The sequence below is a fragment of the Trujillonella humicola genome (assembly GCF_046233715.1).
GTDB lineage: Bacteria > Actinomycetota > Actinomycetes > Mycobacteriales > Geodermatophilaceae > Trujillonella > Trujillonella humicola.
In genome coordinates this window covers 121,712-143,842 of the sequence record NZ_JBJNRJ010000007.1, presented here as the reverse complement: position 1 = coordinate 143,842, position 22,131 = coordinate 121,712, and the positions used below count along the sequence as shown (strand labels likewise).

The following is a 22,131-nucleotide window of genomic DNA, read 5'->3' as shown; positions in this document are numbered from 1 at the left end:
CATGTCCTGAGCTGGTCCTTCTGGCGCCGCAGACACCAGGCCCGGGCCCGCCGCTGTCACTACGTTCGAAGGGGTGCAGCCGACGAAGTGCGGCTGTAGTACCAGGACCCGTGCTCGGCCAGCCAGGCGGCCCGCCGGCGGGAGGCCTGCGCCAGCCAGGCGTCCTGCACCACCTCGGCCAGCTCCTGCCGGCTGAGCTCCTCCAGTCGCGAGGCGCGCACCAGCACGGACGGGTGCCCGTCGAAGTGCGGGGTGGTGAAGAACGGCGTCGACCCGTCCTGCACCAGCGCCAGCTTGTCGGCCTCGGACTCCACCCAGAACACGATGACGTCGGTCAGCCGCTCCCCCGTCTCCGGGTCGACGGCGTCCGGCCGCGGCGTCCGGAAGAAGACGAACGACTTGCCGCCGACCTGGTAGATCGCGTTGCCCTTGCCGCCGTCGACGACGGTGACGTGCGGCATGGCCAGCGCGAGCTCGTGCACGTCCTCGACGCGGGCCGGCCGGTCAGCGGTCACGACCGGCAGCGTAGGACCGCCCGGTGCGGCTGCGCAGTCCCCTTCCCGTGGCCGTCCCGCGACCGCGCTCGAGCCGGCGTCGGCGGGAGGTCGATCAGGTCGGGCGGCCGAGCCAGCGCAGCACGGCGAGCACGCGCCGGTGGTCGTCGTCGGACTCGTCGATCCCGAGCTTGAGCATGATGTGCGCGATGTGGGTCTCCACCGTCTTGACCCCCACGAACAGCGCGGTGGCGATACCCCGGTTGGACCGCCCCTCGGCCATCAGCCGGACGACGTCGCGCTCCCGCTCGGTGAGGGTGTCGAGCGCCCGCAGGGTGGCGCGCTGCGCCGAGAGGACGGCGACCAGCTCGGGGTCGACCACCGATCCGCCGGCGGCGACCGTTCCGACCGCGTCGGCCAGCGTCCGCTCGTCGGCGACGCGCTCCTTGAGCAGGTAGCCGGTGCCCCGGCCGACGGCGAGGACGCGCAGCGCCGAGGGCACCGACACGTACATCGACAGCAGCAGCACACCGACCGGCGACCCTGCCGCGCGCAGGGCCTCCAGCGCCCGCACGCCCTCGTCGGTGTGCGTGGGCGGCATCCGGATGTCGACCACCGCGGCGTCCAGGTGGTCGGCGGCGGCCACCTGGAGGAGGTCCTCGGCCGTGCCGACCTCCGCGACGACGTCCAGCCCGCAGCTGTCCAGCAGCCGGCTGACGCCCCGGCGCATCAGCACCGCGTCGTCGGCGACCGCGACCCGCAGGCTCACGACCCGGCCCACGGGAACCCGGCCGCGGCCGACTCCGGCAGGCTCCCCGTCGCTCGATCGGCGAGCGGGAGGACGACGCTCAGCCGGGTGCCGCCCGCGGGCGGGCTGTCGACCCGCAGCCGCCCGCCCACCGCCTCGACCCGGTCGGCGAGCCCCCGCAGGCCGGAGCCCTCTGGGTCGGCTCCCCCGGCCCCCTCGTCGGCGACCTGCACCTCCAGCCGGTCACCGTCGACCGCCGCCCGCAGCGAGCACGCGGCGGCCAGCGAGTGCTTCGCCGCGTTGGTCAGCGCCTCGGCGGCGGTGAAGTACGCCGTCGCCGCGACCACCTCGGGCAGCGGCTCGGGCACGTCGACGTCCACGTCGACCGGCAGCGGGCTGCGCGCGGCGAGCTCCCGCAGCGCGGCCTCCAGCCCGCCCTCGGTGAGCACGCTGGGGTGGATCCCGCGGGCCAGCTCCCGCAGCGAGGCGAGCGCCTCGGCCAGCAGGTCCCCGGCGTCGGACAGCTGCCCGGCGAGCTCGGCGTCCCCGCGCGCCGAGGCCTGGGCGTGGGCGATCCGCAGGCTCATCGCGAGCGAGACCAGCTGCTGCTGCGAGCCGTCGTGCAGGTCCCGCTCGATCCGCCGGCGTGCGGCGTCCCCCGCCCCCACGATCCGGGCCCGCGACTCCTGCGCCTCGCGCAGCGACGCCTGCAGGTCGCGGGTGAGCCGCTCGTTGTCCGCCGCCAGCCGCAGCGCCGCCGCCAGGGACTCCAGCAGGGGGCGGCTCTCGGCCAGCGCCGGGTCGTGCAGGACCAGGGCGACCGGCTGCTCCGGGCTCCCCACCAGGAGGCGGGCCAGGTCGCGGTCGAGCCGGTCGGGGTCGACCCGCCGCCCGGCGCTGTCACGGTGCACCCGGTCCCCGTCGTCCCACCACAGCAACCGCATCCGCGGATCGCCGACCGCGGCGCTCAGCGCCTGCTCCCACGCCGCCCGGTCGGGCCCGCCCCCGGCAGCCGCGACCAGATCCACGACACGGCCACGCATCGTCCGCAGGTGCACGAGACCCGCCACGTAGGCCAGCGGCACGGCCGACACGATCGGCTGCTCCAGGTACTGCGAGTTGATCCCCCAGACCTCGATGCCGAAGAAGGCCTGCAGGTCGAAGCCGAGGCTCAGCGCGGTCCACAGGCCGAAGGCCAGCGGCATGAGGAAGGCGACCGAACGCAACGGCGCGCTGCTGCGCGCCCAGCGGACGAGGACGAGCGTCAGCGCCGCGGCGTACAGCACGGCGTGCATCCACTGCCCGGTGACGTCGTGCAGCGTCGCCACGAGCTCGGGATCGGCCGGCAGCGCCAGCGGGTTGGGGAGGCAGTCGCACCAGCCCCACGTCCCCGCGTCTATGAAGAAGGCACGCAGCAGCGACCGGCCCGCGTAGAGCAGGAGCAGCCCGGTGACCACCGCGCGGGACCACACGTCGCCGAGCCGGCCGCGGGGGTAGGCCAGCGCGATCCACGGGGCGAGCGCGTCGACCCACCCCTGCCCGGCGAACAGCAGCGACCAGGACCAGTGCTCGGTGAGGAGCGCCACCCCCAGCGTGCCCACCGCCCGGGAGTACGAGACGGCGAGCATGAGGACGGCGGGCGTGCGGCGCGGCGACAGCTGCCACACCAGAGCGGCGCAGACCGCGTAGACGACCCCGACCGCGGCGTCGAACACCTGGTAGCCCAGCTGCGGGCGGAAGGGGCTGGCGGCGAACGGGATCTGCCCCAGCACGTTGCCGACGACGGCGACACCCACGGCGCCGGCGAACAGGGCATCGAGCGGCCGGAGCCGGCGACCGGTCGGGACGAGCGTCATCGCAGCACCTCCCGCACCGCGGCCGGCGAGAGGTCCGCCTTGCTGAGGAACCCCTCGGCGCCGGACCGCTCTATCCGGCCGCCGTAGTCGCTCCGGTCCCGGCTGGAGATCAGCACCACCGCGGCTCCCGAGCGCTGCAGCGCCGGCACCAGGTCGAAGCCCTCGCCGTCGGTCAGCATCACGTCGAGCAGCACCAGGTCCGGCCGCAGGACGGCGGTGATCGCCACGCCCTCCGCGCTGCCGGCGGCGTCGCCGACCACGTCGAAGGCATCCAGCGCGAGGAGCTCCCGGAGCTGCGCCCGGAAGCCGTCGTGGTCGTCGACGATGACGACACGGATCGCCACCGGGCCATCCTGGCCGCATCCGGCGCCGCACGGGTCAGGGACAGCCCTGATGTGCCGGCCCCGGCGCGGCGACAGCGTTGCGCCATGACCACTCCACGAGTTCCTCCCCGCCCCTGCGCCCCGCTCCGCCGTCTCGGCACCACCGCGCTGGTCACCGCCGCCCTCCTCGGCGCCGGCGGCACGGCCGCGGCGGCCGCCCCGGTGCCGCCCGAACCCTCGTGCGCCCAGGTCCTGGCCCGCGCCGCGCAATGGCCGGGCAGCATCCGCGTCGACGGGCAGACGGTCCGCCTGTACTCCGACGCCTACGCCAGTCGTCTGGCCGGCTCGGCGGCCTGCACCGCACCCGGCGCGTAGACCGACCCGTCCCACCCGAGGGTCGCCTCGGTGGCGTAGGACCGGGCGCGGGCGGGCATCGCCCCCGTCGTGACCCGCCCGGGAGACGACCGTCCGTCCACGGCCTCCGGTGCCGGGGAGCCCGCCCCACCGGTCGCCGAGCCGACCGTCCGGCTCGACCGGCGGCCGGCATCCGGCCGGAGGGGCGAGACGGCCGGCGGCCGGCCGCCGCGGCCCGCCCACCCCGACGACGAGGCCACGGTCGACCTCCCCCGCCCCGCACCGCCGATCCGCCAGCCGACGGTGCCGTTCGGCACGCCGGTACCCGTCAGGGTCACCGTGCGCCCGCGGGTCCACCCCCGCCGCCGCCGGACGTGGCCGTGGATCGCGGCCGTGGTCGTCGCGCTGCTCGTCGTCGGCGCCGTCCTGGCCGTGATGCTGCTGCGGGGGGACACCGTCGACACCCGGCTCGACGCGCCGGGGACCGCGCCGGCCGCCCCGGGGCCGCCGTTCCCGGGCTCCGCGATCGCCGGCTGACACGATGGGCCCGTGTGCACCGTCGTCGTCCGCCGGTCGGAGGGGCAGCCGGTGCGGATCCTGGCGCTCCGCGACGAGTCCACCGCCCGCGCGTTCGACGACCCGGGGCGGTGGTGGCCGGATCACCCCGACGTCGTCGGCGGCCGCGACCGGACCGCCGGCGGCACCTGGTGCGCCACGCACGTCGGCACCGGGACGACGGCGCTGCTGGTCAACCGGCCGGCCAAGCGTGACGCCGACCCCGGGGCGCCCAGCCGCGGCGTCCTGCCCCTCCTGGCGGCCGAGCGCGGGTTCGACTGGCCCGCGCACGTCGACCTCCGGGGGATGGCCAGCTTCGCGCTGCTGCTCGCCACCCCCGAGCGGGCCGTCACCTGGGACTTCGACGGCTCCGACGTCCGCGTCACCGAGCACCCACCGGGCACCCACATGCTCACCTCCGGCGGCCCGGAGGACCTCAAGGCCGACCGCTTCCTGGCCGATTTCGCGGCCGCCAGCTACCCCGACGGCTGGCGCGACCGGCTCGAGCCGCCGCAGGACGACCAGGGCGCGCTCGTCGTCCGCCACGAGGAGGACGGCCGGGTGTGGGCGACCGTGTTCGCCGAGCTCATCGAGGCCCGGCCCGGCGCGCTGCGGATCGAGCACAGCCGGCGGCCGTGGACCGGCGAGCCGTGGCAGGTCCTCGAGGTGTGAGACCCGGCCGGCGCGCCGTCCCCGCCGGTGGTCGCACGATCAGGTGAATCGAGCCTGAACCGGCTCACTCCGGGTAGTCGCCGCCCCGACACACCCCAGCAGACGGAGGCCCCGCCATGAGCCAGGACACCTCGCACACCGGCCACCCCCCGGCCGGCACCAGGCAGCAGGGCAACGGACTGGCGATCGCCGGCTTCGTCTGCGGCCTGGTGGGCCTGCTGTTCTTCTCCGTCATCCTCGGCCCGCTGGCGATCGTCTTCGGTGGCATCGGCCTCAACCGCGCCCAGCGCGGCGCCCCGCACAAGGGCCTGTCCATCGCCGCCATCGTCCTCGGCGTCGTCGACCTGATCCTCTTCGTGGTCCTCGTCGTCGCGGCCGCCAACAACGGCGGGTCGTTCACCTTCAACGTCGGCTGAACGCCGCTGCGGTGACCACCCTGCGCCCCGAGCTGTCGGAGGCCCAGGCCCGGCGCCTGCTCGTCGAGCGCACCGTCCTCGACGAGCAGGCCCGCGCCGCCCACGAGCGCGACCCCGGGTCGTGGGGTCTGCGCACCTGGCTCGGCCCGCTGCTGGTCCTGGCCGGCGTCCTCGTCCTGGGCCACCTCGTCGCGCGCTACGACGGGCCCGGCGGCGTCGCCCTCGCCGTCGCCGTCCTCATCGGCGGCGAGCTCCTCGTGCTCGCCGCGCTGCTCGCGTTCGGCCGCCCCGTCGCCGCCCGGGCAGGCGGCTGGCGGGCGGCCTTCGGTCTCGACCGGGTCCGGCGGCACGACTGGCTGCCCTGGCTCGTCGGGTTCTGCGTCATCTACGCCTGCCGGACGGCGGTCGTGTTCGTCGCCGCCGTCCTCAGCGACGGCCGCGCACTGGAGGAGTCGTCCAACCTGCCGACCGGCGACCTCACGCTGCTCGGGATCGTCGTGCTGGTCCTCGCGGCGGTCGTGCTCGCCCCGGTCACCGAGGAGCTGATGTTCCGCGGGCTGCTGCTGCGCAGCTTCATGCGCCGGATGCCCTTCTGGCCCGCCGCGCTGCTGTCGTCGCTGCTGTTCGCGCTCTTTCACGTGCACCAGGTCCAGACGCTGCTGGGCGCGGTCACCCTGGCCCTGTCGGTCGGCGTGCTGGGGGTGGGCGCCTGCTTCGTCGTCCGGATCACCGGCCGCCTCGCGCCGGCGATGATGATCCACGCGACCTACAACGCCCTGGCGCTCGTGATCGCCCTCGCGACGGCCGCCTGACGTCCCGCGCTGACCCGGCGCCGGGCCGGGTAGGTGGCCCGGCATGAGAGCGCGTCATGCGGCGGTCGCGGCCGCCGGCACCTGGGTCGATCCCGACGACGGCATCCGGTACCCGGCCGGTGAGGTGCACGCCTGGGAACCCGGCCGCAACGAGACCGTCTGCGGGCTCTCGTTGCACCGGTCGGCCCTCTCCCGGTTCCCGCACGTGGGCTGGGCCGACGTGCAGCCCGAGTCGGGCCGGCACGCCGAGGAGGTGCGCGCGGTCTGCCGCCGCTGCGCGGCCGGCACCGGGGCCCGCCGCGACGAGCGCGGTTGGACCCGGAGGAACCCGCGGCCGTGACCGACGGCGCGGCGGTCAGGTCGCCTTGCCGGGCAGGGCCGCGGTCGCGTCGCGGGCGATCCCCGGGTCGCTGACCATCGACTGGATGCCCGCGGTGAGGCCGCCGATGACGTCGGTGCGCAGCCGGGACAGGAACTGGGTGGAGATCCGCCAGCCGTCGTCCTCGCGCCGGTAGGTCTCGTGGTAGTAGCCGTACCCCTGGATCGGGGTCTCGGGGAACCCGACGTAGTCGAACATCGGCCACAGCCCGGTCGCGGTGGTCGGCGAGAGGATCTCCAGCACCGGGGCGTGGAACTGGTGCACGGTCGGGACGGCGTCGATCGCCCCCCGCACCATCTCCACGAAGGCGTCCCGCCCCTCGACGGCCAGGTCGTTCTCCGTGCCCCAGCGGAAGTCCGCGGTGAAGAGCTGCGCCCAGGCGTCCCACTGCTTGGTGTCGAGCAGGTAGGAGTACCGGGCCTTGAGCTGCCGGATCTCCTCGAACGTGGACAGCTGGTCCGGTGTGAAGGCGGTCACGACGGGGCATGGTGGCGTGCCGGGCACGGTCTCGACAAGACCTCCGCGGCGGTGCGGGGGCACCATGGGGGGCCAGGGGCCACCCCGGCTCCCGGGGAGGTGGCGACGGCGATGCTGGCGACGTCCGTGGCGGATGCCTTCGCGCTCGCCGACCTGACCGTCCGGCAGCTGTGGGTCAGGTACCTCGCGCTCGGCGGGGACGCCGACGAGGTGGAGGTCGACGCCTTCGTGCACGAGCTCGCCCCGATGTCCCGGCGGGAGACCGACGTCCTGGTCCACACCCTCAACGAGCGTCTCCAGGACCTGCGCCGACCGATGCGCCTGCCCTACAGCTGGTCGGCGTCGGGCGGCCCGCCGCCGCGCTCCCCGGCGGCCACGCTGCTGCTGCTGCAGGCCCGCGCCGCCCGCCGGCGCGCCGCCGACGTGCGCGACCGGGCCCGTCGGGCGCTGCACCGGTCCGCCGAGACGCGGGCCGTCGCGGTGGCCGCGCTCGAGCAGGCCGCGACCCTGTGCCACCGGAACGCGGCGCGGCGGGAGGCGCTGACGGCCCGGGGCACCGCCGGCGGGCCGCGCCCGGAAAGCGGATGCCCTACCGTCGGAGGATGACGGTGGACTCCGACCCCCCGGGAGAGCCCGCCGCCACCGATCCCGCCGACCTGGCCGGGATGATGAGCCGGGTCGCCCGCTCCCTGCAGGAGGAGCACGGCGACGTCGAGTCGACCCTGCACACCATCACCTCCACCGCGGTCGGGCTGGTGCCCGGCGCCGGCCACTGCACGGTCACCTACGTGACCGGCCGCCGGTCGGTGGAGGCGCGGGCCGCGACCGGGGACCTCCCCCGGCTGGTCGACCAGACGCAGAACGACCTCGGCGAGGGGCCCTGCCTGGACTCGGTCTGGGAGCAGCGCACGGTCCGCATCGACGACATGCGCGCCGAGCAGCGCTGGCCGCGGTTCGCGCGCGCCGCCGCCGCTCGGGGTGCGCTCAGCTCGCTGAGCTTCCAGCTGTTCGTCCAGGGCGACACCCTGGGCGCCCTCAACGTCTACGCCGAGACCCCGCACGCCTTCGGCGAGGAGTCCGAGGACGTCGGCCTGCTGCTGGCCTCGCACGCGGCGGTCGCCCTGGCCGGCGCGCAGCACGAGGAGAACCTGCAGCGAGCGCTGAGCAGCCGTGACCTCATCGGCCAGGCCAAGGGCATCCTCATGGAGCGGTTCAGGCTCACCGGGGACCAGGCCTTCCAGGTCCTCGCCCGCGTCTCGCAGCAGACCAACCGCAAGCTGGTCGACATCGCCGACGAGCTGTGCACCAGCGGGGCGCTACCCGGTCCGTCGTCCTGATCCCGCCGGCCGGCGCCACGCCCGCGCCCGCACGTCGGCGATCTCCAACCGGATCCGCACCGTGTCCGAGCGCAGCTCCCATGCGCGACGCCGGGCCGCCAGGGCCGACGAGCGCAGGGCGAGGGCGTCGCGGACGAGCGGAGAGAGCTGAGCGGCCATCGCGAGAACCGTTCCGGTGCCCCTGCCGGGGCCGGCAGGCGGCTCCCGCGGGCCGTTGCGTCGACCGCCGGGGACCTGGACCCGGACGACGCCGGGACCTGCCCCCAGCGTGGCACAGTCCGCTGCCCGTACCGGCGTCGCCCCCGGAGGTCCGCGTGCCCGAGCCCTACCGCGTCGGTGTCCTGAACGACATGGCCGCCGGTCCCGGCGGCCCGGCCGGTGACCCCGCCGACCTGCTCCGGGTCGCCGTCGAGGAGCTGCAGGAGGCCGGCCGGCTGGACCGCGACGTCGAGTTCCTCCCCGCCTACGGCCTGGGCCTGCCCGAGGGGACGGCGGCGGCGGTCGAGCGCGCCTACGCGCGGCTGGTCGACGACGACGTCCTGCTCGTCGTCGGGCCGGCGATCGGCGACAACGCGCTGGTCGTGACCCCGCTGGCCGAGCGGGACCACGTGCCGACGATCAACTGGGCGGGCACCGAGCGGGGCCGCGGCGAGTGGATGTTCCACCTCCAGGTCGGCTCGCACGAGGACGAGTCGCTGGTCATCGCCCGCCACCTCGCCGCGGTGGGTGCCCGCCGCGTCGGCGTGGTGCACGACCGGTCGCCGATCGGCCGCCGGCACCTGCAGTTCCTCCAGGACGAGGCCGACGTCCTCGGCGTCCGCCTGTCCGGGACCGCCGGCGTCGCGGTCTCGGCGGAGGACGCGGGCGTGGAGGTGGGGGCGGTCCTCGACGGGGCGGACGCCGTCGTCTACCTCGGGCTCGGCCTGGCCGCGCCGGCCGTCGCCCGCGCGGTGACGGCCGCCGGGTTCGCCGGGCCACGGGTGATGAACACCTGCGGGCTGCGCGGCTACGCCCCCGACGTCGCACGGGTGATCGACGGCTGGGTCTACGTGGACATGGTGTCCGACGCCAACACCACGCTGGCGGATCTGCGCCGCCGGCTGGGCCCGCGCGACCGGCCGGGGTTCGGCGTGGCCTACCAGTACGACATGGGCCGGCTCGTCGCCGAGGGGCTCGCCCGCGCGCCGGAGCGCACGCGCGGCGGCGTCCGCGAGGGCCTGGAGGCGATCAAGTGGTTGCCCGCGGCGCAGGGGCACGAGGGCACGCTGCTCGGGTTCGGCCACCGGGACCGGGGCGCCCTCCACGGCCGCTACCTGGTGCTGCGCCAGTGGCGGGACGGCGTCACCGTCGAGCTGTAGCCGTCGTCCCGCCGCGCGCGGTGCGGCGGGGCGTCCCTTCTCCCCCGTGCGAGGGAGTCGGGGCCCGCGACCCCTTGGGAGGATTCCCGGGTGACCGGCCTCCCCCGCGACTGGAAGCGCCAGTGGGCCGACCACCCGTGGGCGGTCGACGCGCTGCTGGCCGTGGTCGTGCTGACGGTCTCGCTGCAACCGCTGCTGCGGCCGGCCTCGTGCGGCTGCCCGCCCACACCGTGGTGGGGGTGGGCGGTGGTGGTCGCCCAGTGCCTGCCGCTGGTCTGGCGCCGCCGGTTCCCGTTCACCGTGAGCCTGGTCTGCGGCGCGCTCACCGCGGTGCAGGGGCTGAGCTCGCTGCCCGACCCGGCGGTCTACTTCGCCGGCCTGGTCGCGATGTACAGCGTGGCCGCGCACGCCACCCGCCGGCTGGCCCTGGTCGCCGCCGGCATCGCGACGGTCTCCATCGGCCTGGCGCTGCTCTCCGACGGCAGCTCCGCCGACGTCGAGGACTGGACGATCCTCTACCTGACCTTCGCCGCCGCCTGGCTGCTCGGTGACGGCGCCCGCAGCCGCCGGCTCGCCGCGGCCCGGGCCGAGGAGCGCGCGGCCTCCCTGGAGCAGACCCGGGCGGCCGAGGCGCGGCAGGCCGTCGTCGAGGAGCGCAACCGGATCGCCCGGGAGATGCACGACGTGCTCGCCCACTCGGTCAGCATGATGGTCGTGCAGGCCGAGGCCGGACCCGTCGTCGTCGAGCGCGACCCCGAGCGGGCGGTGCAGGCCTTCGACGCCATCGGCGCGGCGGGCAGGGGCGCGCTCACCGAGCTGCGCCGGCTGCTCGGCGTCCTCCGCGAGGACGAGGCGGGACCGCTGGCGCCGCAGCCGGGCCTGGACCGGCTGCCCGACCTGGTCGACTCCGTCCGGGCCGCCGGGGTGGACGTCGCGTGGACCCCGCCGACCGGGCTGCCGCCGGTCCCCGCGGCGCTCGGCCTCGCGGCTTACCGGATCGTGCAGGAGGCGCTGACCAACGTGGTGAAGCACGCCGGACCCGCGCGGGTCGACCTGCGGATCGGGACCGACCGCGACCGGCTCCGCATCGACGTCACCGACGACGGGCTGGGCGGTGGCGGGCCGGGCGGGACCGCGGGCGGCAGCGGCGGCCGCGGGCTCGAGGGCATGCGCGAGCGCGCCGCCGCGGTCGGCGGGTCGGTCCTCACCGGGCCCGGTCCCGACGGCGGCTGGCGGGTGACCGCCGAGCTGCCGCTCGCCGCGGTGCCGCAGCGGTGAGCACCCGGGTGCTGCTGGCCGACGACCAGGGGCTGGTGCGGGCCGGGTTCCGGATGATCCTCGAGGCCCAGGACGACCTGGTGGTCGTCGGCGAGGCCGGGGACGGCGAGCAGGCCGTGGCGCTGGCCCGGCGGGAACGACCCGACGTCGTCCTCATGGACATCCGGATGCCCCGGCTGGACGGCATCGCCGCCACCCGCGCCGTCGTCGCCGACTCCCCGGCCACGCGGGTGCTCGTGCTGACCACCTTCGATCTCGACGAGTACGTCTACGCCGCGCTGGAGGCCGGCGCGAGCGGCTTCCTGCTCAAGGACGTCGGCCGCGACGACCTCGTGACCGCCGTCCGGGTGGTGGCCGCCGGCGAGGCGCTGCTGGCGCCCTCGGTGACCCGGCGGCTGCTGGCCGACTTCGTCCGCGCGCGTCCCGCCCCGGCTCCGGTGGTCCCCGCCGGGCCGCTCACCGCCCGCGAGCAGGAGACGCTGGAGCTGCTGGCCCGCGGGCTGTCCAACGCCGAGATCGCCGCACGCATGGTCGTCAGCGAGCACACCGTGAAGACCCACGTCGGCAACGTGCTCATGAAGCTCGGCCTGCGGGACCGGATCCACGCGGTCATCCACGCCTACGAGCACGGGATCGTCCGCCCCGGCGCCTGATCTGCCCTCACCTCCCGGGCAGAAGTGCAGTTCTGCACCGGGCAGAAGTGCAGTTCTGCACCGGGGGTCCGCCGGCGGAAGGGGTCCGCCGGCGGAGGGATCCGGGAGCGGCCCTCCCCCGCGCGGGGGAGGCGGCAGACCGCCGGTGCGCGGGAGGCGGGCGAGGGGGCCCGGTCGGGAGGGTGGTCGCACCCCGTCCCGACCGAGGAGACCGCCATGTCGCTCCCCCGCCTCGCCGCCTGGTGCGCCCGCCACCGCCGGCTGGTCCTGCTGCTGTGGGCCGCCGTCCTCGTCGGCGGCGTGCTCAGCGCCCCGGCGCTGTTCGGCCGCCTCTCCGGCGACGTGGGACACATCGACGGCAGCGAGTCCGCGCGGGCCGGCGAGCTGCTGCGCGAGGCCGCCCCCGGCGGCAGCACCATCGCCGCCGTCCTCGACGGCCGCCCGGCCGGGGAGCTGCGGCCCGAGGTGGACCGGCTGGCCACCGAGCTGGCGGCGCTGCCCGGCGTGGCCTCGGTCGTCACGCCGTGGTCCGGCGGCGACGCCGGCCTGGTCGCCACCGACGGCGAGGCGGTCGCCGTGGCCGTCACCTTCGAGGCCGGCCCGGGAGGCCGGGCCGCCGTCGACGACGCCGCCGCCCTCCTCCGGGACGCCGACGTGCCGCGCGCCGTCGTCGGCGGCGGTCCGCTGCAGGACGACGAGATGGACCAGCAGGCCGCCAGCGACCTCGCCCGCGCGGAGATCGTGTCCATGCCGATCGCCCTCGTGCTGCTGGTCGTCCTCTTCGGCGGGGTGGTCGCCGCCGGCGTCCCGGTGCTCGTGGCGCTGGCCGGCGTCGCGGCGACCCTGGGTGCGCTGCTGCTGGCCACCGCGGTCGCCGACGTCTCGGTGTACGCCGTCAACGTCGTCACGATGCTCGGCCTGGGCCTCGCCGTGGACTACGGCCTGCTGCTGGTCTCCCGCTTCCGCGAGGAGAAGGCGCTGACCGGCGATGCCGACACAGCGCTGCGCGCCACGTTCGCCACCGCCGGGCGCACCGTCGCCTTCTCCGGCTTCACGGTGGCCGCGGCGCTGAGCGGGCTGCTGGTGTTCCCCGACGACTTCCTGCGCTCGATGGGGCTCGCCGGCCTGGCGGTCGTGCTGCTCGACCTGGTCGCGGCCCTCACCCTCGTGCCGGCGCTGCTCGCGGCGTGGGGACGGCGGATCCGCCCGGCCCCGGCCCGCGCCACCGGCGACGGCTTCGCCCGGCTGGCCCGCCGGGTACGGCGGCGGCCGGTGCTCGTGCTCGTCGCGGTCGGCGGGGTGCTGGTGCTGGCCGCCACCCCGTTCCTGGGCGTGCGCTTCGCCGACCCCGACGCGCGGTCGCTGCCGGAGTCGTCGGCCTCCCGGCAGCTGGCCGAGCTCGCCGAGGACCGGTTCCCCGGCGCCGCCGACGTCGACCCCGTCACCGTCGTCCTGCCCTCGCCGCTCACCGCGGCGCAGACCGTGGAGCTGGCCGGCCGGCTCGCCTCGCTCGACGGCGTCCGGGACGTGTCGGTGCGCCCGGACACCCCCGGGCTGACGGTGCTCGACGTCGCGCCGGAGGGTGAGGCGCAGGGGCCGGTCGCGATGCGCCTGGTGGACGACGTCCGCGCCCTCGGCACGGGCGCCCTGGTCACCGGGGACGCCGCCGAGCTGAGCGACTACCAGGACGCGCTGGCGCAGCGGCTGCCCTGGATGCTCGCGGTCATCGCCGTGGCCACCACGGTGCTGCTGTTCCTGTTCACCGGCTCGCTGGTCGTGCCCATCAAGGCGCTCGCCCTCGGCGCCCTCAGCCTGGGGGCCAGCTTCGGGGCGCTGGTGTGGGTGTTCCAGGACGGCAACCTGGGCGCGCTGGTCGGCACCGAGGCGCTGGGCAGCCTGAGCATCACCACCCCGGTGATCGTGCTGGCGATCGCGTTTGGGCTGTCGATGGACTACGAGGTGTTCCTGCTCGGCCGGATCGCCGAGGAGCACCGCCGCACCGGCGACAGCGACCTCTCCGTCGAGCGGGGGCTGCAGCAGACCGGGCGGATCGTGACCGCGGCGGCGGCGCTGATCATCGTGGTCTTCGCCGGCTTCGTGGCCGGCGGCTTCTCCCCGATCAAGCAGATCGGGCTGGGCCTGGCGCTGGCGGTGCTCGTGGACGCCACGCTCGTGCGGATGCTCCTGCTGCCGGCGGTGATGACGCTGATGGGCCGGCGCAACTGGTGGGCCCCGCGGCCGCTGCGCCGGCTGCACGACCGGCTGGGGCTCACCGAGGGGACGCCGGCCGCCGTCCCGGCTCCCGCGCCGGTGCCCGCCGCCGACGCCCCCGAGCCCGTGCCCGTCCCCGCCTGAACCCGCCGCCCACCGAGGCATAGGAAGCTCTACCCACGTCCTCGAGGGCTGGACGTGGGTAGAGCTTCCTATGCCTGACGTGGGACGGCGTGGGGTGACCCGGGTGGCCGGTCCCGCCGGGCGGGCCGGTCAGGCCGCGGGCTCGGGCTCCAGCGCGGCCGGCAGCCCCATCCGCTCGAACAGGCCGGTGTCGAGGTCGAGGAAGCTGGAGATGTGGGCGATCTGCCCCTCCTCGATCTCCAGCACGTGCAGCGCCCACGGCACGTGGCCGCCGGCCGCGGTCGGCCGGTACTGCGCGAAGGCCGGCGAGCCGTTGGCGCGGGTCTCGACCAGGCGCGAGTTCCGGCAGCCCGAGCCCGGGCCGAGCATCCACGCGCCGATGTCCTCGCGGCCGCGCAGCCACATCTCGAACGGCGGCATGTGCTGGGTCGCGTCCTCCCGCAGCAGCGCCACGAACGCGTCGATGTCGTAGCGCAGGAACGCGTCGGTGTAGCGGTCGAGCAGGTCCCGGTGGTCCTCGCTCAGCGGCCGCTCGTCGAGCTCGCCGCCGACGGCCGCCAGCGTGGCCCGGGCGCGCTGCAGGGCGCTGTTGACCGAGGCGACGGTGCTCTCCAGCAGCCTGGCCACCTCCTCGGCGCGCCAGCGCAGCACGTCGCGCAGCAGCAGCACCGCCCGCTGGCGGGGCGGCAGGTGCTGCAGCGCGGCGACGAAGGCCAACCGGATCGACTCCCGCGCCACCGCCTGCTCGGCCGGGTCGGCGTCCTCGGCCACCACCTGGCGGTCGAGCACCGGCTCGACCCAGGCGTCGGCCGGCCGCTTCGCCGCCAGCGAGGCCTCGACCGGCTGCCACGAGGTGCCCGACAGGTCCATCGGCAGCGCCCGGCGGTTGCGGCCGTTGAGCTGGTCGAGGCACACGTTGGTGGCGATCCGGTAGAGCCACGACCGCAGCGCCGACCGGCCCTCGAAGTCGGCCAGCCCGCGCCAGGCCCGCACCATCGTCTCCTGCACCGCGTCCTCCGCGTCGAAGGACGAGCCCAGCATGCGGTAGCAGTAGCCGGTCAGCTCCCGGCGGTGCTCCAGCAGGCGCGGGTCGAGCTCGCTCGGCAGGACGGTCGTCACGGCTCCTCCTGAGGTGGCTGGGGAGGCGCCAGCACACCACAGGGGACCGACAGGACGGGAGCCCCTGCGGCTACTGGTAGCTGACCAGTTCCGGCAGGGGCACCACCTGGGTGACGGTCTCCTGCGGGGTGAGCATCGGCTGGTCCTCGTCGATGAAGTTCTTCCAGCCCCACCACACCGGCGGTGCGTCGGCGCGCAGCGCCTGCCAGGTCGCCTGCTTCGACCCCTGCGGGCCCTGCCCGTCGGCGTGGATCAGCACCGCGAGCTCGTCGCGGGAGAGGTCCAGCCGCTCCCGGCCCGGGAGCATGTCGAGCCGGAACTGGTGCAGGACCAGCAGCTTCTGCGGCAGCGCGTTCTCCCGCGTCAGGTCGGCCAGCCAGGTGACGACCCGGTTGACCTCCTCGATGTCCACCGAGCCGATCTGGGTCAGGTGCACCTGGTTCGGTTCGAGCCGCCACTCCGGGTCCAGCGCCAGCCCGACGTGGGGCAGCTCGAGCAGCGGCCGGTACAGCTCGGCCTGGGTCACGAAGTCGGTCCGGCCCGGCTGCAGGTCCAGGAAGACGTAGACGCCGGCCTCGCCGGCCGCCTCGACCCAGGGGCGCAGCACCTCGATGTCGGCCTCGGTGGAGTAGTTGCCGTCGGGGCCGGCGAACTCCGAGGCCACCGTCGCGATGATCTCGAAGGAGGGGACGACCGTCGCGTCGACGAGCGGCTCGTACTCGGCGGCGTACTGCCGGGCGCGGTCGATGGCGCCGTCGACGTCCTGCTCGCCGAGCAGGCCGAGCGCCGCCGTCCCCGGGTGGCCGTAGAGCGCGATGAGCAGCTTGCCCGGGAACAGCGTCTGGCCGCCGCCGGGCAGCTGCTCGCCGGTGGCCGCCGTCTCCAGCTTCCAGTCCAGGCCGTCCTCGGCGTCGAGGTCGGCCCCGAGGGCCACCACCGACTCCGGCTGCTCCTCGGCCATCAGGTCGACCAGGTCGGCCGAGGCGCGCGGGTCCGCGACGCCGTCGGTGACGTGCACCCGGGCCCCGGCCGCCCGCGCGGTGGCCACGGCGGCGAGGGACTCGGGGCTGCCGGTGGTGAGCACCAGGGTCCCGGTCAGCGGCTCGGGCCTGTCGACGGCGGGCAGCCGCCCGTCACCGTCGACGTCGTCCGCCGGGGACCCGTCCTCGGGCACGAGCGCGACCGGCTGCTCGGGGTCGAGCGCGGCGACCGCGGCCACCGCGCCGTCCTCGGCGACCTCCTCGGCGTCCCCGAGGTCCAGACCCGTCGCGTCCTCCACGGCGCCGGGGTCGGCGGCGACGCGGACGACGTCCACGCCGGCGTCCTCGGCGGTGGCCTCCCCGACGGCCAGCACGGTGGTCACCCCGAGCCGCTCCAGCTCGTCGGTGGCGGCGGACGATCCGCCGCGGGCGGGCTCGAGCAGCAGCGGCACCCCGAGGCCGGCGGCGGCCGAGGCGCCGAGCAGCTCGCCGGCGCGGTCGCCGTCGCGGGCCAGAACCGCGACCCCGGCCTCGTCGAACAGCGCCCGGCTGGCGCCGGCGGCGGCCGCGACGGGATCGGCGTGGCCGACCACGGTGAGCCGCTCGTCGGGCGCCGAGGTCCCGACGGTCGCGGTGCCCCGCTCGTCCCGGTCCGGTCCCTCGCCGTCCCCGCCCGAACAGGCACCGACCAGCAGGACGGCCAACCCGGCCGACCAGATCCTCCTGCGCACGACAGCCGCTCCTCCCCCGGCCCGCGCCGGCGGCACCGTCGCCGCCGTCCGAGGCCGGTGTCGACAGTAACGACCTCCCCGCACGGGCCGGGTCCTGGACACCGGCCGCAGGCCGGCGGGAGCATCGCCGTCGCCATGCCCGCCGAGCCCCCGCCGCCGAACCCTCGCCCCCGTGCATCCGCCCCGCCGTCGGGCCAGCCCGACACGGGACCGGCCGGGTGGCGGGATCGGCCCGGAGCCGCCGCGGCCGCAGGTTCGACGCCATGACGTCCAGCACGCAGAGCCCCGGCACGCGAGCCGGCACCGTCCGCCTGCCCGCCGTCCCCGCCGCACCCGGGCCCCGGCGCACGGTCGTCCGGCAGCTCGGCGTCGACACCGGCTACGCGCTCGCCTCGTTCCCGGTGGCGCTCGCCGCCTTCGTCGTCGTCGTTCCCGGGCTGTCTCTGGGCGTGGGCCTGCTGGTGGTCTGGGTGGGGGTCGCCGTCCTCGCCCTGACCCTGGTCGCCGCGCGCGGCCTCGCCACCGCCGAGCGGGCCTGGCTCCCCGCGGTGCTGCGGCGGGAGCTGCCCCGGCCGGTCTACCGGCGGGCCGAGGGGTCGGCGCTGCGCCGGCTGCTGACGCCGCTGCGGGACGCGCAGTGCTGGCTGGACGCCCTGCACGCGGTGGTCCGCCTCCCGTTCGCGATCCTGTCGTTCGGCGTCACCGTCGCGTTCTGGGCCGGCGCCCTCGGCGGGCTGACCTGGGCCGCCTGGGGCTGGGCGCTGCCCGACGGCCCCGACGACCAGGACCTGCCGGAGCTGCTCGGGTTCGGCGACGGCTACGCCGTCCGGGTCGCCTTCCACGCCGCGCTCGGGCTGCTGCTCGCGCTGCTGCTGCCCGTGGTCGTGCGCGGTGTGGCGGTGCTGCAGGCCCAGGTCGGCCGGGCGCTGCTCACCTCCCGGGCCGCCGCGCAGGAGCAGGTCGAGCGGGCCACCCGGGGCCGGGACGCGGCCGTCGCCGCCGAGGCCGTGGCGCTGCGCCGGCTGGAGCGTGACATCCACGACGGCCCGCAGCAGCACCTGGTGCGCCTGGGCATGGACCTGGCCCGTGCGCAGCGGCAGCTCGACCGCGACCCCGCCGCCGCCCGCAGCACGCTCGGCGAGGCGGCCGGCCTGGCCCGCGAGGCGCTGGAGGAGCTGCGGGCGCTCTCCCGCGGCATCGCACCACCGGTGCTCGCCGACCGCGGGCTGGCCGCCGCGCTCGCCGCGCTGGCCGCGCGCCCGCCGGTGCCCGTGGAGCTCTCCGTCGACCTGCCCGGGGAGCGGCTCGCGCCGGCGGTGGAGAACACCGCCTACTTCGTGGTGAGCGAGGCCCTGGCCAACGTGGCCAAGCACAGCGGCGCGTCGGTCTGCCGGGTGGCGGTCTCCCGGGCCGACGGCGGCCTGCTGCGGGTCGTGGTCGAGGACGACGGGCACGGCGGGGCCGTGGCCGCGCCCGGGCACGGCCTGGCCGGCCTGGCCGACCGGCTGCGCGCCGCCGACGGCACCCTGGCCGTGGACAGCCCCCGCGGCGGCCCGACCCGGCTGACCGCCGAGGTCCCCGGCGCGTGATGCGGGTCGTGCTGGCCGAGGACTCGGTGCTCCTCCGCGAGGGCCTGGTGCGCCTGCTGGAGGAGGCCGGGACCGAGGTCGTGGCGGCGGTCGGCGACGGACCGTCGCTGGTGCGGGCGGTCACCCGCTTGCGGCCCGACGTCGCCGTCGTCGACGTCCGGATGCCGCCCACGCACACCGACGAGGGGCTGCGCGCCGCGGTCGAGGCCCGCGCCGCCGCGCCCGGGACGGCGGTGCTCGTCCTCTCCCAGTACGTGGAGGTGGCCTATGCCGACGAGCTGCTCGCCGACGGCCGCGGCGGGGTCGGCTACCTGCTCAAGGACCGCGTGTCCGACCTGGACCAGCTGATGTCGGCGCTGTCCGACGTCGGAGCCGGCGGCACCGTGCTCGACCCGCAGGTGGTGGCCCAGCTGTTCGCCCGGCGGCGGGCCGACGACCCGGTGCGCCGGCTCACCCCCCGCGAGCGGGAGGTGCTCGGCATGATCGCCGAGGGGCACTCCAACGCCGCGATCGCGCGGCTGCTCGTCGTCACGCCGGGAGCGGTCGAGAAGCACACCCAGCGGATCTTCGCCAAGCTCGGCCTGGCCCCCGACGAGGACCGCAACAGCCGGGTGATGGCGACGCTGGCCTACCTGCGCAGCTGAGGGCGGGGCGCCTGCGCAGCCGACGGCCGGGCGGCTCAGGCGTCGCGGCCCAGCGCGCGCTCGATGTTGCGCGCCATCCGGCTGAGCACGAGGACGGTGCGCTCGTACTCCTGCCGGGACAGCCCGTCGGCCGCGTGCCGCCGCACCCGGCCGATCGCCCGCTCCAGCCGCTCGTGCGCGATCCGTCCCTCGGCGGTCAGCGCCAGCGCCCCGGTGACCCGGTCGACCCAGCCGCGGCCGTAGAGGTCCGCGGCGATCGCCGGGAGGTGGCCGTCGAAGTCGGCCAGCGCCCGCGCCAGCGCGGCCTCCTCGGCCGGTGCGCCCGCCAGGGTGTGCAGCACCTGCCAGTGCCTGCGGGTCAGCCCCTCCCCGGCCACGGCGGCGTCCACCACGTCCTCCAGCAGGGCGTCGAGGTGCTTGACCCACCACCCGATGGGCCGCTGCGCCGGATCCATGGGCGGCATCCTGGCACCGACCCGGGCCGGATGTCCCCGGCCGCAACCCGTTGGCGCACCGCCGTCCCCGGCCGGTAGACACGAGCCGTGGACGACCTGACCGCCCGGCTGCGCCCGGTGACCGCCGACGAGTGGCCCGCCTTCGGCCGGGCCATGACCACCGGATTCGGCGAGGACTCCTCCGAGGAGTGGCTGGCCGCGCCGCCCGCGACCGCGGAGCTGGACCGCTCGCTGAGCCTGTGGGACGGCGACCGGGTGGCCGCCACGGCCGGCGTCTACAGCCGCGAGCTGACCGTCCCGGGCGCCGTCGTCCCGTGCGCGGGCGTCACCTGGGTGACCGTCTCGCCCACGCACCGCCGCCGCGGCGTGCTGACCGCGATCATGCGCCGCCAGCTCACCGAGCTGCACGACCGGGAGCGGGAGCCGGTGGCCGCGCTGTGGGCGTCGGAGGGCGCCATCTACGGCCGGTACGGCTACGCCCCCGCGGCCTGGCGCGGCGGTCTCACCGGCCGGACGGCCGAGCTCGCGTTCCGCCGCGACGTCGCCTTCGGCGCAGGCCGGGTGACGCCGGTGCCCCTCGAGGCCTACCGCCCGGCCGCCGCGGCGGTGCACGAGCGGCTGCGCCGCCAGGTGCCCGGCACCATGGCCCGGACCGGCGCGTGGTGGGACCAGATCCTGGAGGACCGCCGCGACCGGCGCGGCGGCGCCTCGGCACGCCGGTACCTGCTGCACACCGAGGACGACGGCTCGGTGACCGGGTACGCCGCCTACCGGGTGCGGCCGCGGTGGGACGACGACGGGATGGCCGACAGCACGCTCAACGTCGAGGAGGTGCGCGCGGAGAGCACGCAGGCGTACGCGGCGCTGTGGCGGTACCTGTTCTCGATCGACCTGGTGCGCACGGTGCGGGCCCCGCACCAGTCGCCCGACGACCCGCTGCGGTACCTGCTGGCCGATCCGCGGGCGCTGCACGCCCGGCCGGTCGACACGCTGTGGGTGCGGCTGGTCGACGTCGGCCGCGCGCTGGCCGCCCGCCGCTACCCGACCCGGATCAACCTGGTGCTCGAGGTCCGGGACCCGTTCTGCCCGTGGAACGACGGGCGGTGGGCACTCACCGCGCACCCCGCCGGCGGCTTCTGCGCGCCCACCGACAGCGACCCCGACCTGGTGCTCGGCGCCGAGGACCTGGCGGCGGCCTACCTCGGCGGGGTCTCGCTGGCCACGCTGCAGGCGGCCGGCCGGGTCACGGAGGTCAGCCCGGGTGCGGTGACGCTGGCGGCCACCGCGTTCTCCTGGCCGGTCGCCCCCTGGTGCCCCGACGACTTCTGAGGAAGGACCCCGCCACCTCGGCCTGCCGGCAGGGTCCCGCCGCGAGCGCGCGAGCGGTGGGGGGCCGGGAGGTCCTCTCTCTCGCACGCTCGGCGCGGGCCCCTGCAGCGCGGCCGTTCTATCCCGGTCGCGTGCCGTCCCACTCCTCGAGCGGCGCGCAGTGCCAGCGCCACGACGCGAGCGGCTCGACCCCGGGGAGGGCGCCGCGGCCGGTGGCCCACCGCAGCGCGGCGGCCGGCTCGGCGTCCGGCGGGACCCAGGGGAACAGCCGCACGACGACGACGTCGGCCAGGTCGGCCGGCGGTGCCCAGTCCAGGCCGAGCGCGTCGGCGACGTCACCGGTGTGCACCAGCAGCTCGGCCGCGCCCATGGCCGCGAAGCCGGAGGCGTCGGGCCGGCCCCAGTCGTGCCATCCCCGCTCCCCCGGGTGCGCGCCGTCCACGGTTCGGGCCAGCACCTCGGCGGCCGCCGCCTGCTGGCGGAGCAGCTCGGGCAGGTCGGCCTCCGGTCGCCGGCCGAGGGTGAAGCCGTCGGTGCGCTCCGGCCCGGCGGCCAGGTCGTGGGCGTACCGGACCAGGCAGCCGGTCACGTGGGCGACGAGTCCGGCGACGTCGTCGGCCATCGCCGGGACCCGGGCGGTGCCGTCGGGCACCGGGGCGAGCAGCGCGCGGGCCGCTGCGGCAGCCCGCCGCAGCTGCGCGCCGGTCATCCCGCGGACGCCTCCGAGCGGGTGGGCAGCCCGCCGGCCGGGCGGTGCCGATCGCGCTCGTAGTCGGCGATCAGCCCGATGCGGCGCGCGTGCCGCTCGTCCCCGCTGAAGTCCGTGGCCAGGAAGTGCAGCACCAGCCCGGTCGCCTCCTCCACGCCGTGCTGGCGGGCGCCGACGGCCACGACGTTGGCGTCGTTGTGCTGGCGGGCGAGCTCGGCGGTGGCGGTGTTCCAGACCAGCGCGGCGCGGACGCCGGGCACCTTGTTGGCCGCGATCTGCTCGCCGTTGCCCGACCCGCCGATGACCACGCCGAGGCTGCCCGGCTCGGTGACGACCCGCTCGCCGACCTCGAAGCAGAAGGGCGGGTAGTCGTCCTGGGCGTCGTACTCGAACGCTCCGCAGTCGACCGGCTCGTGCCCGGCCGCGGCGAGGGCCTGCATCAGGTGGTCCTTGAACTCCAGGCCCGCATGGTCGGTGCCGACGAAGACGCGCATGGCCCCGAGTCTGT

Annotated in this window: 25 protein-coding genes; 15 read left to right on the top strand and 10 right to left on the bottom strand. The window is 76.5% G+C overall.

Annotated features, from left to right (window positions below; translation table 11 throughout):
• Nucleotides 1-59: 59 nt before the first annotated feature.
• From ACK586_RS06280 to ACK586_RS06265, 4 genes are all read right to left on the bottom strand, one after another.
• Nucleotides 60-515 carry an MmcQ/YjbR family DNA-binding protein gene (locus ACK586_RS06280; protein ID WP_409329598.1) on the bottom strand — a complete coding sequence of 152 codons (456 nt, stop codon included), beginning with the start codon at nt 513-515 and terminating at the stop codon, nt 60-62.
• A gap of 94 nt (nt 516-609) precedes the next feature.
• The gene (locus tag ACK586_RS06275) at nt 610-1,263 is read right to left on the bottom strand and encodes a response regulator transcription factor (RefSeq protein ID WP_409329597.1); all 654 of its coding nucleotides are present in this window, start codon (nt 1,261-1,263) and stop codon (nt 610-612) included.
• A complete protein-coding gene (locus tag ACK586_RS06270) occupies nt 1,260-3,098 on the bottom strand; it encodes a histidine kinase (RefSeq protein WP_409329596.1) in 1,839 nt (612 codons plus the stop codon). The genes ACK586_RS06275 and ACK586_RS06270 overlap by 4 nt, the downstream gene beginning before the upstream one ends.
• Nucleotides 3,095-3,442 (bottom strand): response regulator, encoded by a 348-nt coding sequence (locus tag ACK586_RS06265; RefSeq protein ID WP_409329595.1) that lies wholly within the window; start codon nt 3,440-3,442, stop codon nt 3,095-3,097. The genes ACK586_RS06270 and ACK586_RS06265 overlap by 4 nt, the downstream gene beginning before the upstream one ends.
• Before the next feature lie 84 nt (nt 3,443-3,526).
• Here ACK586_RS06265 and ACK586_RS06260 point away from each other — a divergent pair, with 84 nt between their 5' ends.
• The 6 genes from ACK586_RS06260 to ACK586_RS06235 all read left to right on the top strand — a co-directional run bounded on the left by ACK586_RS06260 (nt 3,527) and on the right by ACK586_RS06235 (nt 6,570).
• Nucleotides 3,527-3,796, top strand: a complete 270-nt coding sequence (locus tag ACK586_RS06260) for a hypothetical protein (RefSeq protein ID WP_409329594.1) — start codon at nt 3,527-3,529, stop codon at nt 3,794-3,796.
• Between the two features lie 69 nt (nt 3,797-3,865).
• Nucleotides 3,866-4,312, top strand: a complete 447-nt coding sequence (locus ACK586_RS06255; RefSeq protein ID WP_409329593.1) for a hypothetical protein — start codon at nt 3,866-3,868, stop codon at nt 4,310-4,312.
• Between the two features lie 12 nt (nt 4,313-4,324).
• Nucleotides 4,325-5,002, top strand: coding sequence for an NRDE family protein (locus tag ACK586_RS06250; protein WP_409329592.1), 678 nt, complete (start codon nt 4,325-4,327; stop codon nt 5,000-5,002).
• Between the two features lie 116 nt (nt 5,003-5,118).
• Nucleotides 5,119-5,418: a DUF4190 domain-containing protein gene (locus ACK586_RS06245; RefSeq protein ID WP_409329591.1), complete on the top strand. Its 300-nt coding sequence runs from the start codon at nt 5,119-5,121 to the stop codon at nt 5,416-5,418.
• A gap of 11 nt (nt 5,419-5,429) precedes the next feature.
• Nucleotides 5,430-6,230, top strand: coding sequence for a CPBP family intramembrane glutamic endopeptidase (locus tag ACK586_RS06240; protein ID WP_409329590.1), 801 nt, complete (start codon nt 5,430-5,432; stop codon nt 6,228-6,230).
• Between the two features lie 43 nt (nt 6,231-6,273).
• Nucleotides 6,274-6,570, top strand: a complete 297-nt coding sequence (locus tag ACK586_RS06235; protein ID WP_409329589.1) for a hypothetical protein — start codon at nt 6,274-6,276, stop codon at nt 6,568-6,570.
• 15 nt (nt 6,571-6,585) lie between these two features.
• On the opposite strand, the gene ACK586_RS06230 is transcribed toward ACK586_RS06235, so the two are convergent.
• The gene (locus tag ACK586_RS06230) at nt 6,586-7,086 is read right to left on the bottom strand and encodes a nuclear transport factor 2 family protein (RefSeq protein ID WP_409329588.1); all 501 of its coding nucleotides are present in this window, start codon (nt 7,084-7,086) and stop codon (nt 6,586-6,588) included.
• A 111-nt stretch (nt 7,087-7,197) separates the two neighbouring features.
• On the opposite strand from ACK586_RS06230, the gene ACK586_RS06225 reads away from it, so the two are divergent.
• The 6 genes from ACK586_RS06225 (at nt 7,198) to ACK586_RS06200 (ending at nt 14,067) form a co-directional block, all read left to right on the top strand.
• On the top strand, nt 7,198-7,692 hold the full coding sequence (locus ACK586_RS06225; RefSeq protein ID WP_409329587.1) for a hypothetical protein: 495 nt from the start codon (nt 7,198-7,200) through the stop codon (nt 7,690-7,692).
• Complete coding sequence (locus ACK586_RS06220; RefSeq protein ID WP_409329586.1) at nt 7,689-8,423, top strand: GAF and ANTAR domain-containing protein; 735 nt, start codon at nt 7,689-7,691, stop codon at nt 8,421-8,423. The genes ACK586_RS06225 and ACK586_RS06220 overlap by 4 nt, the downstream gene beginning before the upstream one ends.
• A 314-nt stretch (nt 8,424-8,737) precedes the next feature.
• On the top strand, nt 8,738-9,781 hold the full coding sequence (locus ACK586_RS06215) for an ABC transporter substrate-binding protein (protein WP_409329585.1): 1,044 nt from the start codon (nt 8,738-8,740) through the stop codon (nt 9,779-9,781).
• Between the two features lie 90 nt (nt 9,782-9,871).
• On the top strand, nt 9,872-11,059 hold the full coding sequence (locus ACK586_RS06210) for a sensor histidine kinase (RefSeq protein WP_409329584.1): 1,188 nt from the start codon (nt 9,872-9,874) through the stop codon (nt 11,057-11,059).
• A complete protein-coding gene (locus ACK586_RS06205; RefSeq protein WP_409329583.1) occupies nt 11,056-11,712 on the top strand; it encodes a response regulator in 657 nt (218 codons plus the stop codon). Before ACK586_RS06210 ends, ACK586_RS06205 begins: the two co-directional genes overlap by 4 nt.
• A 216-nt stretch (nt 11,713-11,928) precedes the next feature.
• Complete coding sequence (locus tag ACK586_RS06200) at nt 11,929-14,067, top strand: MMPL family transporter (protein ID WP_409329582.1); 2,139 nt, start codon at nt 11,929-11,931, stop codon at nt 14,065-14,067.
• Between the two features lie 129 nt (nt 14,068-14,196).
• On the opposite strand, the gene ACK586_RS06195 is transcribed toward ACK586_RS06200, so the two are convergent.
• Nucleotides 14,197-15,186: a sigma-70 family RNA polymerase sigma factor gene (locus ACK586_RS06195; RefSeq protein WP_409329581.1), complete on the bottom strand. Its 990-nt coding sequence runs from the start codon at nt 15,184-15,186 to the stop codon at nt 14,197-14,199.
• Between the two features lie 70 nt (nt 15,187-15,256).
• On the bottom strand, nt 15,257-16,897 hold the full coding sequence (locus ACK586_RS06190; protein WP_409329580.1) for a hypothetical protein: 1,641 nt from the start codon (nt 16,895-16,897) through the stop codon (nt 15,257-15,259).
• Nucleotides 16,898-17,160: 263 nt separating this feature from the next.
• Between ACK586_RS06190 and ACK586_RS06185 the strand changes: the two genes are divergently transcribed.
• Both ACK586_RS06185 and ACK586_RS06180 read left to right on the top strand, forming a co-directional pair.
• The gene (locus ACK586_RS06185) at nt 17,161-18,486 is read left to right on the top strand and encodes a sensor histidine kinase (protein WP_409329579.1); all 1,326 of its coding nucleotides are present in this window, start codon (nt 17,161-17,163) and stop codon (nt 18,484-18,486) included.
• On the top strand, nt 18,486-19,130 hold the full coding sequence (locus tag ACK586_RS06180; protein WP_409329600.1) for a response regulator: 645 nt from the start codon (nt 18,486-18,488) through the stop codon (nt 19,128-19,130). Before ACK586_RS06185 ends, ACK586_RS06180 begins: the two co-directional genes overlap by 1 nt.
• Nucleotides 19,131-19,165: 35 nt before the next feature.
• Here the strand turns inward: ACK586_RS06180 and ACK586_RS06175 are convergent, their stop codons facing one another.
• Nucleotides 19,166-19,585, bottom strand: coding sequence for a hypothetical protein (locus ACK586_RS06175; RefSeq protein WP_409329578.1), 420 nt, complete (start codon nt 19,583-19,585; stop codon nt 19,166-19,168).
• A gap of 87 nt (nt 19,586-19,672) precedes the next feature.
• On the opposite strand from ACK586_RS06175, the gene ACK586_RS06170 reads away from it, so the two are divergent.
• The gene (locus tag ACK586_RS06170) at nt 19,673-20,914 is read left to right on the top strand and encodes a GNAT family N-acetyltransferase (protein ID WP_409329577.1); all 1,242 of its coding nucleotides are present in this window, start codon (nt 19,673-19,675) and stop codon (nt 20,912-20,914) included.
• Between the two features lie 118 nt (nt 20,915-21,032).
• Here the strand turns inward: ACK586_RS06170 and ACK586_RS06165 are convergent, their stop codons facing one another.
• Nucleotides 21,033-21,623, bottom strand: a complete 591-nt coding sequence (locus ACK586_RS06165) for a hypothetical protein (protein WP_409329576.1) — start codon at nt 21,621-21,623, stop codon at nt 21,033-21,035.
• Entirely contained in the window at nt 21,620-22,117 is a 498-nt protein-coding gene (locus tag ACK586_RS06160; protein ID WP_409329575.1) for a ribose-5-phosphate isomerase, read from the bottom strand. Before ACK586_RS06160 ends, ACK586_RS06165 begins: the two co-directional genes overlap by 4 nt.
• Nucleotides 22,118-22,131: the final 14 nt, after the last annotated feature.